This is a genomic window from Paraburkholderia sp. RL18-085-BIA-A, assembly GCF_046027075.1.
Lineage (GTDB): Bacteria > Pseudomonadota > Gammaproteobacteria > Burkholderiales > Burkholderiaceae > Paraburkholderia.
Window position 1 is genome coordinate 1 of the sequence record NZ_JARESU010000169.1, and the last position, 14,973, is coordinate 14,973.

Genomic DNA, 14,973 nt, shown 5'->3' on the forward strand with positions numbered 1-14,973 from the left:
AGTGTAGCGATGGATATCGCCCTCCACCCGCCGGGACACGATCTCCGTATCGCCATGATGGCGGTCGGCATGCACAATGAGTGAGGAGATCAACAACTGCTTTTGCATCATCAAGCCATTCATGGCGTCGTTCCGTTCGTAATGTCTGTGATCGGGGAGCAGGCAGACGGCCGTACCCCTCTGTTGGGTTCCGTTTCAAGGCCGCGAATCGGGACCACGTGCTTCCCCTCTCCTGGGCTTTTGCGATCAGACAACGGCGCTGACGGCGGGAGAGATCGCGATGCGACATGGGCTGCGTGGTCGATGCACGCAGCCCATCTCGCCGCCTGTGACCTGCGATGACCCGGCGTGGTGCTGGAGTGCTGATATGGTCAGACCGTCTATTGCGTCTTGCGGGCGACGCACTGAGTGTCACGAGGACCCCGGGGGATATCGGGAGTCCCCATGAATTTCAGATCAGTTGAATGCCGTGAGATCTTTCGGCTTGATGTCATGCTTCTCGCAATAGGCAAGATAGCGCTGCAGCGAGGTCTTCCAGTTTTCGAGCGCGACGATGTTGTCGTTCCCGTCGAGGAAAAGGAGATCGCCGGTCACCTGAACCAGTGTGAGCACATCTCCGTTTTTGCCTGCCTCGACGACTTCAAACGTGTGGGTCGATGCAGCGGTTTCGTACACGACGCTGTCGGGTCCGGCGACCCAGTCGTGCTCCTTGTATTTCCACTTGCCTTCGATCGTGTAGACCATGACCGTACCGGTGTGGTGGTGCTTGGGCAGTTGCACGCCGGGCGGTGCCTTCATCTGCACGATCCATTCGCCCCGGATCGGGTCAAGCTTGAAGTATTTCACCAGGATCTGTTCTGAATAGGGCGTCAACGGTACCCACGGCAGCGATTCGCCATCAATGACTGCGGTGTCGACTTGTTCGTAAAGCATATCTGTCTCCATTGGTGTGTGTGGATGTTCGAAAATTGGAAAACGTGCCAGGGCTGGGCCGCCATCAGAGACAGGCGGGCAGCCCTGGATTCGCTGGAGGAAACTGTTCGCCTCAGACCAGCGGGGTGCCCGTGAGGGTGGCGCGCAGCATCTTTCTTGGCGCATTGCCGTAGTCAGCCACTGCGTAGTGCTGAACCTGCAGGTTGTCCCACATGGCAACCGTGTTGGTTCTCCATTTCAGACGTACCTGGTATTCCGGAATCGCGGCCTGAGAGGTCAGATAGTTCAGCAGATGATGAGCCTCCGGCATGAAGTCCTGACCGTACCGGATGTCCTCGAAGTTGTAGAAATTCGAGAAATGTGTCGTGAACGTCGAGTTGACGAACAACAACTTTTCGCCCGTCTCGGGATGGGTGAGCACAACCGGGTGCTCGGCGGCGGGGTTCTTCGCGGCCATCGCGTGACGTTCTGCAATCGGCATCTGGGCGCCAAAGGCGTGCTCTGCATCGTGCTTGGCGTACAGGCCATCGATCCGTTGCTTGATGGTGTCGGGCAGCTTTTCGTAGGCCATCACCATGTTGGACCAGATGGTATCTCCGCCGGTCTCCGGACCCAGTTCGCAGCGCAACACCGCGCCGCGGGGCGGCGCCTTCTTGTAGGTGACATCGGCATGCCAGGTGTTTTCGCGGCTGGCTTTTTCGACGAAGCCCTTGGGCTTGCCCGGGTCGAGATTGCGGTACAGCATCAGCAGTTTGTCCGCCTCCGGATGGCTCGGGGCAAGGGGATGACATTCCAGTTCAGCGAATTGCGCGGCGAAGTTCTGTTGCTCCATCGGCGTAATGATCTGATCGCGGAAGAACAGTACCTTGTGCTTCAACCACAGAGCCCGGATCTCGGCAATGGCGTCAGGGTCCAGGGCGGCATCAGCGAGGCTGATGTTGCTGAGTTCGGCGCCGATGGCGGGCGTGCAGATCTCCACCTTGATCGAATGCTGGCGCACCGATGGCCGGATAATGGCCGGTGCCACGGAGGTGCCTTGTGAAGTAGTGTTTTGGGTTACAGCGCTTGATGTCATTGATGTCTCCAATCTGTGTTTGTGCGGCGGCGAGCCATGTGTGCGTCCGGCAGATCTAGCTGGCCCCGGTCAGCCCGGCAGGGCATCGTTTCATCGGTGCCATGGGAGTCATATTAGGCAGTTCGGTCGCGATGCCATTGATTTAGCGCGACAATTTCTTTGCACATTGGGACGCGAGGCCTGGGTGCCGTGGGTATGCCAGAGGCAACTGTTTGGCTTGGACCAGCGGGCTACCCGCGAGGGTGGCGCGCAGCATCTTTCTTGGGGGCATAGCCGTAGTCCGCCACGGCGCAGTGCTGAACCCGCAGGTTGTCCCACATGGCAACCGTGTTGGTTCTCCATTTCAGACGTACCTGGAATTCCGGAATCGCGGCCTGAGAGGTCAGATAGTTCATCAGGTGATGAGCCTCCGGCATGAAGTCCTGGCCGTATCGGATGTACTCGAAGTTGGAGAAATTTGAGAAATGCGGTCGTGAACGCCGAGTTGACGAACAACACCTTTTCTCCCGTCTCGGGATGGGTGAGCACAATCGGGTGCTCAGCGGCGGGGTTCTTCGCGGCCAATGCGTGACGTTCTTCGATCGGCAACTGGCGCCAAACATGTGCTCGACGCTGTGCTTGGCGTACAGGCCGTCGATCCGTTGCTTGATGGTGTCGGGCAACTTTTCGTAGGCCATCACCATGCTGGACCGCGCCCGGATTTCGGCAATGGCATCAGGATCCAGGGCGGCATCAGCCAGGCTGTTGTTGCTGAGTTCGGCGGCGGTGGCGGGCGTGCAGATCTGCACCTTGATCGAATGCTGGCGCACCGATGGCCGGATGATGGCCGGCGACACGGATGCGGCTTGTGCGGCGGCGAGCCATGTGGGCGTCGGGCCGATGTAGCTGGCCCCTGTCAGCAGGAGAGCAGGGACACGGTTTCGTCGCCATGGGATCCAATACTACGCATTACGGCCGCGATGCAATTGGCATCGTCGGACATTTTCTTCGCATTTGGGACAGGAGGCCAGGTGCCCGTGGCTGAAAAGCGGATAGCAACAACGCTCTCGTATTTCCGGGCGGCCATGCAGGTCGTCGGGAAATCGCTGGATCGGGCTGCGGGGACCAACAATGTCACGAGCGGGCAGGGTGCGGCACGTTCAGTCAGTGCGGCAGGCCCGGATGGTGGAGGCGCGCGTGAGCCGGCTCCGAACCGGCTTTCCTGCTTCTTTCTTGTGCGAGATGGGTCCGGCTGCCGCCGTGCTCTCCCGGTATTGGACGACCCATTCTGAGGGCGTCTTGCCAAACCGACCGCGGAACCAGCGCGAGAAGTCACCGGCAGAGGAAAAGCCGAGAAGCTCGGCGACTTCATACAACCTGCGTTTGCTGTTGGCCAGATACTCCTCGGCGAGTTCAGCACGTACCGCATTGATGATCGTCGTGACACTCTCACCCTCGGCCGCCAGGTGCCGGTTAAGAGTGCGTCGATGCAGGCCAAGAGGCTGGGCAATCTGATCGACGGAACAAAGTCCGCCTGGCAGCAGCATCCTGACGATCTGGCGCACCAGTAGCACCGGCTCGTCTCGGAGGTTAGCCAGCTGCATGTCCAGCCATCGCTTCACCTCAAGATTCAGCCTCGGGTCTGCCGCAGGGATGGGCATGTCCAGGTCGCGCCCGCGGCAAACCAGGGCATTGCATTCCTGAGAAAATTCGACAGCCGAACCCAGCACGCGGTGGTGCGCTTCAAGACTGGCAGGACGCTCGTGGGCGAAACAGATCCTTGTCGGCCGGAAGGTATTGCCACTCAGTGCCCTGAACATCCGCAATACGATGCCGGTCGACATTTCGATAGTCTGACGCCAGACGCCGTGTCCCCCCTGCATATTCGCGCCGACATGCAGCAGTACGACATCGCCTGCGTCGTCAAGTCGCAATTGCACGCCGGCGTTGTGCAATCGCGCATAGCGGATGCCTGATTGCATTGCTGCGCGCAACGTGAGTTCTTCGCGAAGCACCAGCGCTAGCGTACCCAGATTGGCCAGACTTCTCGTTTCCGCGAGCAACAGGCCGAAGGCCTCCTGACCGGACAGGCGGGCCGACTCTTCCAGCAGCCACCCCACCGAATCGGCACTGATCATCAGATTCGGATCGTCGAAGACCGCGGCCGGCAGCCTGGCCATCCGCAGCATACGCAACGGATCGAGCCCCACCGAACGGGCAACGTATTCATAGTCGGTAAGGCTCGCACTTCGCGTCAGGGTATGCGCGGACTGTCCCATTTTCACAAGGAGATCCAAGGCGGCATCAGCGAGGCTGATGTTGCTGAGTTCGGCGCCGGTGGCGGGCGTGCATATTCCCATCTTGATCGAATGCTGGCGCACCCGCTGGCCGGACAATGGCCGGTGACGCGGCTATGGGTTGTGAAGTCGCGTCCTGGGTTGCGGCGGTTGATGTCATTCATGTCTCCAGTCTGTGCTTGTGCGGCGGCGAGACATGTGGGCGTCCGGCAGATGTAGCTGGCCCCTGTCAGCACGGCAGGGGCACCGTTTCATCGGTGCCCGGGAGTCATAATAGGCAGTTCGGCCGCGATGCTATTGATTTGGCGCGACGATTTCTTTGCGTATTGGGACGTGAGGCCAGGGCCCATGGTGGAAAGCCGATAGCGATAACGCTCCCGTGCAGTCCGGGCGGTAAAGCCGGCAATCGCGGAGGCAGGCGGGGATCTGCAACGTCAGGAATGTGCAGAGTGCGGCCGGTTCAGGCCGTGTGGCTAGCTGGGATGACGAAGGGACGCGTCAAACGTCCTCGAACCTGCCCTTCCTACTTACGCGAGATGGGTCCGGCGGTCGCCTTGCTCTCCTGGTAATGGGCGGACCAATCCGAGGGTGTCTTACCAAACTGGCCGCGAAACCACCGAGAAAATTCACAGGCAGAGGAAAAGCCGAGAAGTTCGGCGACCTCATACAACTTGCGTTCGCTGTTGGCCAGATACTCCTCGGCGAGTTCAGCACGTACCGCATTGATGATCGTTGTGACACTCTCGCCCTCGGCCGCCAGGTGCCGGTTAAGGGTGCGTCGATGCATGCCAAGATGCTGGGCAACCCGATCGACTGAACACAGTCCGCCTGGCAGCAGCATCCTGACGATCTGGCGCGTCCGCTGCGTCGGCTCGTCGCGCAGGCTAGCCAACTGCATGTCCAGCCACCGCTTTGCCTCGCGATTCAGCGCCGGGTCTGCCGCAGGGATGGGCCTGTCCAGATCGCGGCTGCGGCAAACGATGGCATTGCATTCCTGTGAAAACTCGATCGCTGTTCCCAGCACGCGGCGGTGCACTGCAATGCTGGCGGGCCGCGCGTGGGTGAAACTGATCGTTACCGGCCGGAAAGTGTCGTGGGCCAGCACTCTCAACGTTCGCAATACGATACCGGTCGTCTGTTCGATAGCCTGGCGCCAGACGCCATGACCCTGCACATTCACACCTATATGCAGCAGCGCGACGTCGCCCGCATCGTCAAGCCGCAATTGCACGCCGGCGTTGTGCAGGCGCATATAGCGGGCGAAAAATTGCACTGCTGCGCGCAGCGTTGGCTCTTCCCGGATCGCCAGCGCCAGCATGCCCAGATTGGCCAGACTTCTCGTTTCCGCGAGCAACAGTCCGAAGGCCTCCTGACCGGACAGGCGGGCGGACTCCTCCAGCAGCCACCCCACCGAATCGGCACTAATCATCATATTCGGATCGATGAGGACCTTGGGGGGCAGCTTGGCCAGCCGCAGCATCCGAAACGGATCGAGCCCCACTGAATGGGCAACGTGCTCATAGTCGGTAAGGCTGGCACTTCGCGTCAGGGTATGCACCGACATCACCTGTCCCAATTGATCAAGCTTATGTCCTGCTAAGTATAGGAGGGAACTCATGTCAGAGCTACCTTAGAGGCCAGGAAATTCAACAGATGGAGACAGACAATGGACACCAGTGCTGCAACGCACATCGGTCAACCTCGCGCAGCATTGGGGCAACTGGATGCCGACGACCCCGCCGCATTCAACCACTGCTTTTCCGAAGTCAACGGCATTCGCATGCATTACATCGACGAGGGGCAAGGCCCGCTCGTCATTCTGCTGCATGGTTTTCCATACCTGTGGTACATGTGGCGCCGCCAGATCGGGGCGTTGGCCGAGGCCGGCTTTCGGGTCGTCGTCCCCGATCAACGGGGATTTGGGCAAACCGACCGGCCAGATGCCATCGAAGCCTACGACATGAGCCAGGCCGTCGGCGACATGGTTGGCTTGATGGAGGCCCTGGGTGAAACATCCGCAGTGATTGTCGGACACGACCTGGGCGCGTGGGTGGCTCAAGCGGCGGCCATGATGAGGCCGGACCTGTTCCGCGGCCTCGTGATGCTCAATACCCCGGTGCCACCGCGCGGAAAGGTCAAACCAACCGTCGGCTTGCGGGAAATGGCGAAAGGCAGGGTGTATCACCACCTGTACTTCCAGCAGATCGGCAAGCCGGATCGCGAGTTGGCCAGCGATCCGCGCAAGACATTGCGCAGCATCTACTACTCGGTCTCCGGCAGCGCCGTCGGCGCCGAACGCTGGCGCCTGTTCGTCGAAGCCGGCGAGCCCATTCTCAACTCCTTTACTGAGCCGAAGGAGTTCCCGTCATGGTTGAGCGCACGGGCGATCGACTACTACGTCGACGAATACACGCGCACGGGATTTACCGGCGCCATTAACTACTACCGCTGTCGCGACCGGAACTGGGAAATCACCTCGTTTCTGGACGGCGCGGTGGTCCGCCAGCCGAGTATGTTCATCGGTGGCGCTGCTGACCCTTCCCTCGAACCGGTCGAAATCCGCGCTATCTACGACCGGCTCGACACCTATCTGCCCGGACTGCAGAACAAGGTGCTGCTACCCGGCGTGGGCCATGCTGCGGCGGAAGAAAGCGTTGATCAGGTCAACGAATTGCTCCTGGAATTTCTCGGGCAGTTCAAGAGCTAGCGTCCTGGTTGTCCGGCTGCGATGCCCAGATCGGGGCGCCCAGCGAGATGACTGCTTCAGCACAGGGCAGGTTTCACTATCCCTGAGAGCCCCCAGGATGAATGAGCGGCCGTGGGAAAGCCAGGCACACGCCGCCGAGCACGCCAGAGCTGAAAAAATAGGGCTGCGCACAGATGGCATTGGCAGAAGCAAGAACAGGAGACCGAATTATGGCAGTGAATATGCAAGAAACAGCGTGCGATAACGATGCGCGGCCGCAGGCCATTCGCGGCTATGCATGGGTCATTTTTGCGCTGACATTCGGACTGCTCTTGTCCGACTATATGTCGCGGCAAGTGCTCAGCGCAGTGTTTCCGCAAATCAAGGCGGAGTGGGGACTGTCCGATACCCGGCTCGGAGCGCTCAGCGGCATTGTCTCGCTGGCTGTTGGCATCCTGGCGTTCCCAATCTCGCTTGCCGCCGACCGATGGGGGCGTGTACGCAGCGTGACCATCATGGCGGCGATCTGGAGTATCGCGACCTTGCTCTGCGGCCTGTCGCACAACTACTTCACGTTGCTGTCGGCGCGTTTTCTGGTCGGTGTCGGCGAAGCCGCTTATGCCAGCGTGGGCATGGCCATTCTCATCAGCATGTTTCCGGCACGGTACACCTCCACGGTAGCGGGCGCATTTTTTGCGGGCGGGATGGTCGGGTCGGTCATGGGGATCGGATTCGGTGGTTCACTGGCAAACCATTTCGGTTGGCGCAGTGCGTTCGTTGGCATGGCGATCTTTGGCATCGCGCTGACCCTGCTCTATATGATGGTCGCGAGTCCGGCGCGGATCGAAGGGGCGAGCGGTCAATCAAGCGGCATCAGGCAAACTGAACCGCGGGCTACAGTCCGCGTCAGCCATGTGCTGAGAGATCTGTTCTCCTCCCCGCCGTTGATCTGCGTCTATATCGGCAGCGGGCTGCAGCTCTTCATCAGCGGTGGTCTGCTTGCCTGGCTGCCGAGTTTCCTGAATCGGGTCTATGACATGCCGCTGAGCAGGGCGGGCAGCGTCGCGGCCATCTTTGTCCTTTGCGGGGCATGTGGAATGCCCCTGTGTGGCGCACTGTCCGATCGCCTGGGCCGTGATTCGCCACGACGGAAAATGCTCCTCGCGATCACCTTTAACCTGACCTGCGCAGCGTTGCTGTTCGCGGCATTTCAGTTTCCCGCCGGCTCAATTCAACTCGCTCTTATCGCATTGGCGATGTTCTTTAGCGCTGGCGTGGTGGGACCGGCCGGCACGATGGTCGCGAATCTGACGCCCAAGGCAATTCATTGTACTGCCATGGCGACGCTCGCCCTGGCCTTCAACATTCTCGGGATGGCCCCGGGTGCCGTTGTGACGGGCGCATTGGCAGACCGACTGGGGCTGGCGCCCGCCTTGCAGCTGTTGCCAATCCTCAGTGTCGCGTCCGCCGCCGTCCTGATGATTGGCGTGCGTCATCTGCGCGGAGAGCGAGGTCGCGGTGCAAATAGCTAGTGTGGCCGAGACGTTTCGGCCGGCGTTCCAGATGGAGGGCGCAGCGGTGTCGTTGAGCGCGAGAGTGGAGAGATCGAGCTGATCCTTGCGAATGCGATGTGTCAACTCGATGCCTGAAATCGTGGTTACGGCATTTCCGATCCATTTGAACCCGAACGTCACATTCATTCTCGACTTGGTGTTTCGATGATCCTGCTCGACCAGATAGTTCCGGCGCTTCGAGGAGCGGACCTTCGTGTTTGAAGGCAGCAGACCATCGGACTTCATTTCGCGCATCGCCCGGTGCGAGGCGGCATACCCATCCAGCGTGATCGTCTCCGGCGGCGAATGGATCAGCTCGACCGACATCGAAAACGTCGCGTGCCTGTATCCCGACGTTGCGAGTGCGGTCTGCATCGCCGCGCGGCATCCGAAGTGGGACGAACGACCACTGCTCCTGATTGTGAAAAAGCCGGACAGCGCTCTCACCGCAGCCGAACTGCTCGCCTTCTGTAACGGGCAGATTGCGACGTGGTGGAAGCCAGGCGCGGTGGTCTTCGTCGAATCGCTCCCACTCGGCGCGACCGGCAAGGTACTCAAGCACCGGTTGCGCACGCAGTACGGGGTTACTACCGGTTGGTCTGACGCACCGACGCCGCCTCAACGCAGTTGCACTCAGGCAACAACCCACAAGCGCCGGGGGAAACCGGCGCCCCAAAACCGAAGGAGACAGAATGAAATTGAAGTTGAAGTTGAAGTTGAAGTTGAAGTTGAGCGGCACTGCCGCGCTGGTGCTGTTTGCCACCGCCGCCCATGCCCAATCGTCGGTCACGCTCTATGGCGTACTTGACACTGGACTGCTGTATCAAAGCACCTCGGCGGCAACGTTCCAGCCGCACGCGCCGAACACGGGCGCCATTTATCAGCTGAAGGACGGCGGCATCTATTCCAGCTACTGGGGCCTGAAGGGAAGCGAAGACATCGGGGGCGGCTACAAGATCAATTTCAAGCTGCAGGGCGTATTCAACACCACGACCGGCAAGTTTGGCCTGGCCGACACGCCGGGCGCGACCGCGATCTTCAGCCAGTACGCGTCAATCGGAGCATCCGGCCCGTTCGGCACATTCGACGCTGGGCGGCAGATCGTCCCGATGATCTACGCGATGGCGGAAACCGATGTCCGGGGCGCACAGTATTTCGGCAGTATCCTGACTGCCTGGCTGGGCATGAACCAGGCGGCCGGCTGGCCCGGCACCAGCACGAACGCCCCGATCGGCGCGCTGTATGACAGCAATGCGCTGGTCTACACTTCGCCGAAATTCTATGGCGCCTCGCTTGCGCTCGAATATGCACCGGGCGGTGTTGCCGGCCAGTTCCAGGGCGGCACGCGCGAGTCGGCGGTGCTCAAGTATTCGAACTACGGTCTGAATCTCTCCGCTGTGTATTACAACGGACATGACACCAATCCGTTTCCGCTGACCTACCCGGCAGCGCCGGCTACACCCGCGACAGGTCTCGCCAACAATCGCTTCGCCTATTTCGGTGCTATGTACACGATCGCCGGATTTTCGATATCCGGCTCATACAGCGTCGGCAAGAACCCGGCGAAAAGCAACACCGCGGACTTCGAAATGGCATCGGGTGGCCTCGGCTACCAGTTCAACCCGAGCTTCAAGATCACCTCTGGGTACTACTACCTGAAGGACCGGAACAATTCAGCGAATCACTCGAGCGAATTCGCAGTGGGGGCCGAATACAACCTGTCCAAGCGTACCAAGACGTACGCGCAGGTCGGATATGTCGACAACAAGGGGACCATGAACCAGACCATCGTTTATGGAGCCCCGGTTGCGCCGGGCGTATCAACCACGGCAGCGATGATCGGCATTCGCCATACGTTCTGATTCCAAAATCAACAAACGGGAAGTATTCAATGAAAAGCATTCAGGCATTCAGGCTGGCTGTTGGAGTCCTAATCGTCGCAACGTCCATGACCGCATGGTCCCAGACCAACCAGGCGACCAGTGCGCCGGGCGCATCTACGATGGCGGCGTCGGGTTCAGCGGCACCGGCCACAGGAAGGAAGGCGAATCGTGCGCTGCGCCGGCAGGTTTATAGCGCCATCGTGAAGCACAAGGAGATTAGTGCCGGAGATATCAGCGTCATCGCAAAAGACGGCGCGGTGACGCTCAATGGCACGGTCACGGACGCTTCCCAGGTGGGCAAGGTCGCGGAAATTGCGCAGGGCGTTCCCGGAGTAACTTCGGTCACCAACAAGCTGACCGTGCAAAAGCCGTTTGGCGGCATGTAAGCCGCCGTAGTCGGCACGGCAATGCGGCGGGGCCGACGAATGAGCCGGTCCCGCCGACCTCAACGTGCCGTGGACGCTGCACCATCAGCATTCGGATCACGAGATGCTCAAGCCCGCTTCGCAATGCACGTATCCGAAGCCGGTTGGCAAGCTGACCTTTGACCGGTTCTCGTCGGTGGTCATCTCGAACACGAATCACGAGGAGAACCAGTCGGCGCACCTGACTCTGAAAGACCCGTCGGTGCCAGTCAACGTGAACTGGCAGACCTATGCGGGTCCGGAATCGAGTTAGTGCCCGGCGGCCGTGTATGAGTTCGTCAAGAACGACGACGGCAGCGAGCGTCTCGTGATCAATCCGCAGAACTGCGTGCATTGCAAGACCTGCGATATCAAGGACCGGAAGCAGAACATCGTGTGCGTACCACCCGAGGGTGGCGGTGGTCCGAATTATCCAAATAAGTAAGTCGATAAGCGGGGCATCAAAAAGTGATGCCTTCATGCACTATCAAGGAGTGTGACGTGCAAAGAGAAGTCGTTATTGTGAGTGGTGTGCGCACCGCTATTGGGAAGTTCGGTGGAAGCCTGAAAGACGTACCGCCGACGGAGCTTGCAGCCCTTGTCGTGCGAGAGGTGCTGGCACGGGCCCACGTTGCCGGCGATCAGGTAAGCCATGTGGTTTTCGGCAATGTGATTGCGACTGAACCGAAAGACATGTACATGGCACGTGTGGCCGCCATTAACGGCGGTGTCTCCGAAGCAGCGCCGGCACTGACCGTGAACCGCCTATGCGGCTCAGGATTACAGGCCATTATCTCCGCCGCGCAAGCCATTCTGCTGGGCGACGCCGACGTTGCAATAGGTGGCGGTGCAGAAAACATGAGCCGTGCGCCCTACATAACTCCCGACACACGCTTTGGCGTGCGGATGGGCGATGCGCATCTGATCGACATGATGCTGGGCGCACTGAACGATCCCTTCCATACTGTTCCGATGGGGATCACGGCAGAAAATGTTGCCCAGAAATATGGCATCACGCGCGAGCAGCAGGACGCATTGGCGGTGGAATCGCACCGCCGTGCAGCGCGCGCGATCGCCGAAGGGCGCTTCAAGGAGCAGATTGTTCCCGTGACGCGTCGAGTCAAGGGGAAAGAAGTGTCGTTCGACACGGACGAACACGTGCGTCCGGACGTCTCCCTTGACGACCTTTCCGGTATGCGACCCGCTTTTCAGAAGACCGATGGCACCGTGACAGCAGGTAACGCATCCGGCATCAATGACGCTGCCGCCGCGGTCCTGATGATGGAGCGCGGTGCGGCCGAACAACGCGGGATCAAGCCCTTGGCCCGCCTGGTGTCCTACGCTCACGCGGGCGTGGATCCGCTCTACATGGGCATCGGTCCCGTGCCAGCCACGCGCATCGCGCTTGAACGCGCGAGCCTCAATATTGCCGATATCGACGTGATCGAGGCAAACGAAGCATTCGCCGCCCAAGCCTGCGCCGTCGCACAGGAGCTTCAGTTCGACGCTGACAAGGTGAATCCCAACGGGTCTGGTATTTCACTGGGGCATCCCATCGGCGCAACAGGCGCATTGATCACGGTCAAGGCTCTCCACGAACTCAAGCGTGTTAACGGCCGCTTCGCGCTGGTGACGATGTGCATTGGCGGCGGTCAGGGTATCGCGGCTATTTTCGAAAACCTTCAGTAATCGCCATGAACTATTTGAATGTCGGAGATCGAACATGACAATTGAAACGATCGGCGTCGTCGGCGCCGGGACAATGGGTAGTGGCATCGCACAGATCGCCGCGACGGCCGGACTCAAGATCGTTCTGATCGACGTTACCGAGGCCGCCCTCACACGAGGGATGGCGGCATTGAGGTCGAGCCTGGAGCGGCTTGTAGCGAAAAACACGATCGCCGCTGATGTGGCTAGCGCAACGCTAGCGCGCATCGAAACTTCAACCGAGTATCAACGCCTCGCCGAAGTGGACCTGATCATCGAGGCCGCAACCGAACAAGTCGAGCTGAAACGCACGATCCTGAAGCAGATCGAAGCGGTCGCAAAACAACACGCGATTATCGCCACGAACACCTCGTCGATCTCCATCACGTCGTTGGCAGCGGACCTCGGCGATCCGTCTCGTTGCGTCGGCATGCACTTTTTTAACCCGGTGCCCCTCATGCCGCTCGTCGAGATTATCCGCGGCGTGCAGACCAGCACAGAGACTGTCGACGCCATTCACGAACTGTCCAGGCGGCTCGGCAAATCGCCGATTGGCGTCAAGAACTCGCCGGGATTCGTCGTCAACCGGATTCTGGTGCCGATGATCAACGAGGCATTCTTCGTTCTGGCTGAGGGAATCGCAACAGCGGAAGAGATTGACGAGGGGATGCGTCTTGGCGCCAATCACCCCATCGGACCTCTCGCGTTGGCGGACCTGGTGGGCCTTGATGTTTGCCTCGCAGTGTTAGAGGTACTCGCGAAGGATCTCGGCGATCAGAAATATCGTGCCTGCCCTTTGCTTCGCGAACTGGTGGCCGCCGGACGTCTCGGCCGCAAGACCCGGCACGGAGTTTATCGCTACGACTGATCGCGCGCCGCGCACGCGGTGTCAGATGCAAACATCACGCATGGCACCCTGGTCTTGCATCGGTTAGCTAACGGTCAGCGCATTCAGCCGGAGATGTCGCGGCATCCCCTCCATCTGGTTCTCGCCGGGCGCAGGTCTCTCACTTACGCGGCACCCGCCTTCTATCAGACCGTTTGAGTTTCACGGTAGCGATTGAGGTCGGACGCTTGTATGCCGAACTCGATGAGTTGGACTTCCAAATCGCCAATGCACAGGTGCAGCGACGCCCCGATGACGTAGTTGCCCGGACTGCAGCGGAAGAGGCTCAGGATCAGGCCAGAAAATCCGCCGAGTAAGCCGGCCTGATCCATGCCCAGGCTGCCCCCATGGACATCACGCCTGAACTCCAGCAGGCTTACCGGAAGGCCGCCACGCTGATGTACCCCGACCGGGCAACGACCGATCGCGAACGTGAACGGCGCACGGCGCTGATGATGGAGGTGAATCGGGCCTGCGAGCACGACGGCCAGAAAGCCATCGGGAAACTGATCGCAGAGTATGGTCAGGATCCCGAACCCATTGCCGGTGCAGACATCGCTTCGCGTCTTGTCAAGGCCATCAGCCGGATTGCGCATCTCCGACGCCGCCTGGCAGAGTGCTCCCCCCAAAGCGAATTTTTCGAGCTCAAGCTGGTGAGTGACGACCCCGACGCTATAGGTGGCGACCCGCTGGGCGATCTGGCGTGCCAACTCTTGCAAGCCCTGTCTGAGAGACGGATCAGGCTCGGAACGATCCGGCAGGACTACGCAATTTGATCGGAACTGGGCGAGCGTCCAGCGGCCGTTGTGACCAAACGAGCGGCAGATATACCCCCGAAACTTGCCGTCGGGTACCCGCTGGGTCGAATGGCCGGTGAGGGTCGATCTGCGACGGACGACTGGACCTGCTGGTAGCCAAAGCCATCTTCGCCTAAGGGGGTTTTCACGTCTTGCCCTTGCGTGAAGCGCCGCAGCAGAACCCGTTTTGCAATTGGCTATTGCCCCTCGCTCATTGAGTGACCTCCCGTCCGCGGCAGTCTGAGAAGTACATGCGTTTCCGCACCTTTTACTAACCTCAGACGATACAGTGGCCACCGTCCAATGGCGGCGTTCGTCCATTGACGAAGGAGCATGCTGCGGCCCGCTAACCAGACGCCTTTGTCGTAGAATTATTATTGACGGGAGGCAAGATGAATCGCGAACAGGTCGTCGGGCTACTGTGCGGCGCACTGCTTGCCGGTTGCGTGTCCGCCGGTGTCGAAGTGCGGCCCGAACAGATGGCGAACTTCAGGCACGGCGTGACAACACTGCAAGACGTGGTAACCGCGCTCGGCCCTGCGTCTGCAGAGACCGCCCTGGACGACGGCTCGACGCTGCTCGTCTACACCTACGTGACGTCGCGTCCCCACCCCGAAAGCTATCTTCCGTTCATCGGGTCGCTGGTTGGCGGCGCCGACACGCACTCGTCTGCGGCCGTGTTTCTGTTCGATCCGCACGGCATCCTCAAGAGCGCAAACACCACGGCCTCGAACGTCGGCACAGGCGTGAGCAGTGGTTCCCACACGGAGCAG

Annotated in this window: 14 protein-coding genes and 3 pseudogenes; 10 read left to right on the forward strand and 7 right to left on the reverse strand. The window is 60.2% G+C overall.

The genetic code is table 11. The annotated features are described in order from the left end of the window. Positions 1–456: 456 nt before the first annotated feature. The 5 genes from P0D89_RS45750 to P0D89_RS45770 all read right to left on the reverse strand — a co-directional run bounded on the left by P0D89_RS45750 (position 457) and on the right by P0D89_RS45770 (position 5,902). The gene (locus tag P0D89_RS45750; RefSeq protein ID WP_408368730.1) at positions 457–933 is read right to left on the reverse strand and encodes a 2,4'-dihydroxyacetophenone dioxygenase family protein; all 477 of its coding nucleotides are present in this window, start codon (positions 931–933) and stop codon (positions 457–459) included. Positions 934–1,045: 112 nt separating this feature from the next. Next, positions 1,046–2,008: a TauD/TfdA dioxygenase family protein gene (locus P0D89_RS45755; protein ID WP_408368728.1), complete on the reverse strand. Its 963-nt coding sequence runs from the start codon at positions 2,006–2,008 to the stop codon at positions 1,046–1,048. Positions 2,009–2,238: 230 nt separating this feature from the next. After that, on the reverse strand, positions 2,239–2,844 hold the full coding sequence (locus tag P0D89_RS45760) for a TauD/TfdA dioxygenase family protein (protein ID WP_408378747.1): 606 nt from the start codon (positions 2,842–2,844) through the stop codon (positions 2,239–2,241). Positions 2,845–3,147: 303 nt separating this feature from the next. Beyond that, positions 3,148–4,368: an AraC family transcriptional regulator gene (locus P0D89_RS45765; RefSeq protein ID WP_408368724.1), complete on the reverse strand. Its 1,221-nt coding sequence runs from the start codon at positions 4,366–4,368 to the stop codon at positions 3,148–3,150. A 439-nt stretch (positions 4,369–4,807) separates the two neighbouring features. Further along, positions 4,808–5,902 (reverse strand): AraC family transcriptional regulator, encoded by a 1,095-nt coding sequence (locus P0D89_RS45770; RefSeq protein ID WP_408378750.1) that lies wholly within the window; start codon positions 5,900–5,902, stop codon positions 4,808–4,810. 162 nt (positions 5,903–6,064) lie between these two features. On the opposite strand from P0D89_RS45770, the gene P0D89_RS45775 reads away from it, so the two are divergent. Continuing rightward, on the forward strand, positions 6,065–6,991 hold the full coding sequence (locus P0D89_RS45775) for an alpha/beta fold hydrolase (RefSeq protein WP_408378753.1): 927 nt from the start codon (positions 6,065–6,067) through the stop codon (positions 6,989–6,991). A gap of 209 nt (positions 6,992–7,200) precedes the next feature. After that, complete coding sequence (locus tag P0D89_RS45780; protein ID WP_408378755.1) at positions 7,201–8,502, forward strand: MFS transporter; 1,302 nt, start codon at positions 7,201–7,203, stop codon at positions 8,500–8,502. A 21-nt stretch (positions 8,503–8,523) separates the two neighbouring features. Here P0D89_RS45780 and P0D89_RS54730 read toward each other — a convergent pair. Beyond that, positions 8,524–8,823 (reverse strand): annotated as a pseudogene (locus P0D89_RS54730) (DDE-type integrase/transposase/recombinase); the annotation flags it as partial. Here P0D89_RS54730 and P0D89_RS45790 point away from each other — a divergent pair. The 6 genes and pseudogenes from P0D89_RS45790 to P0D89_RS45815 all read left to right on the forward strand — a co-directional run. Continuing rightward, positions 8,810–9,106 (forward strand): annotated as a pseudogene (locus P0D89_RS45790) (AMP-binding enzyme); the annotation flags it as partial. The pseudogenes P0D89_RS54730 and P0D89_RS45790 overlap by 14 nt on opposite strands. Before the next feature lie 109 nt (positions 9,107–9,215). Further along, entirely contained in the window at positions 9,216–10,385 is a 1,170-nt protein-coding gene (locus P0D89_RS45795; RefSeq protein WP_408368716.1) for a porin, read from the forward strand. 29 nt (positions 10,386–10,414) lie between these two features. Next, on the forward strand, positions 10,415–10,792 hold the full coding sequence (locus P0D89_RS45800) for a BON domain-containing protein (RefSeq protein ID WP_408368714.1): 378 nt from the start codon (positions 10,415–10,417) through the stop codon (positions 10,790–10,792). 61 nt (positions 10,793–10,853) lie between these two features. Further along, positions 10,854–11,255, forward strand: a pseudogene (locus tag P0D89_RS45805) (4Fe-4S dicluster domain-containing protein); the annotation flags it as partial. 56 nt (positions 11,256–11,311) lie between these two features. Then, positions 11,312–12,499, forward strand: a complete 1,188-nt coding sequence (gene bktB / locus P0D89_RS45810) for a beta-ketothiolase BktB (protein WP_408368712.1) — start codon at positions 11,312–11,314, stop codon at positions 12,497–12,499. Between the two features lie 34 nt (positions 12,500–12,533). Further along, positions 12,534–13,385, forward strand: a complete 852-nt coding sequence (locus tag P0D89_RS45815) for a 3-hydroxybutyryl-CoA dehydrogenase (RefSeq protein WP_408368732.1) — start codon at positions 12,534–12,536, stop codon at positions 13,383–13,385. A gap of 164 nt (positions 13,386–13,549) precedes the next feature. On the opposite strand, the gene P0D89_RS45820 is transcribed toward P0D89_RS45815, so the two are convergent. Further along, on the reverse strand, positions 13,550–13,735 hold the full coding sequence (locus P0D89_RS45820) for a hypothetical protein (RefSeq protein ID WP_408368710.1): 186 nt from the start codon (positions 13,733–13,735) through the stop codon (positions 13,550–13,552). Positions 13,736–13,750: 15 nt separating this feature from the next. Here P0D89_RS45820 and P0D89_RS45825 point away from each other — a divergent pair, with 15 nt between their 5' ends. Then, positions 13,751–14,179: a hypothetical protein gene (locus tag P0D89_RS45825; RefSeq protein WP_408368708.1), complete on the forward strand. Its 429-nt coding sequence runs from the start codon at positions 13,751–13,753 to the stop codon at positions 14,177–14,179. Between the two features lie 413 nt (positions 14,180–14,592). Then, positions 14,593–14,973, forward strand: a 381-nt coding sequence (locus P0D89_RS45830) for a hypothetical protein (RefSeq protein ID WP_408378758.1), incomplete at its 3' end; no start/stop codon positions are given.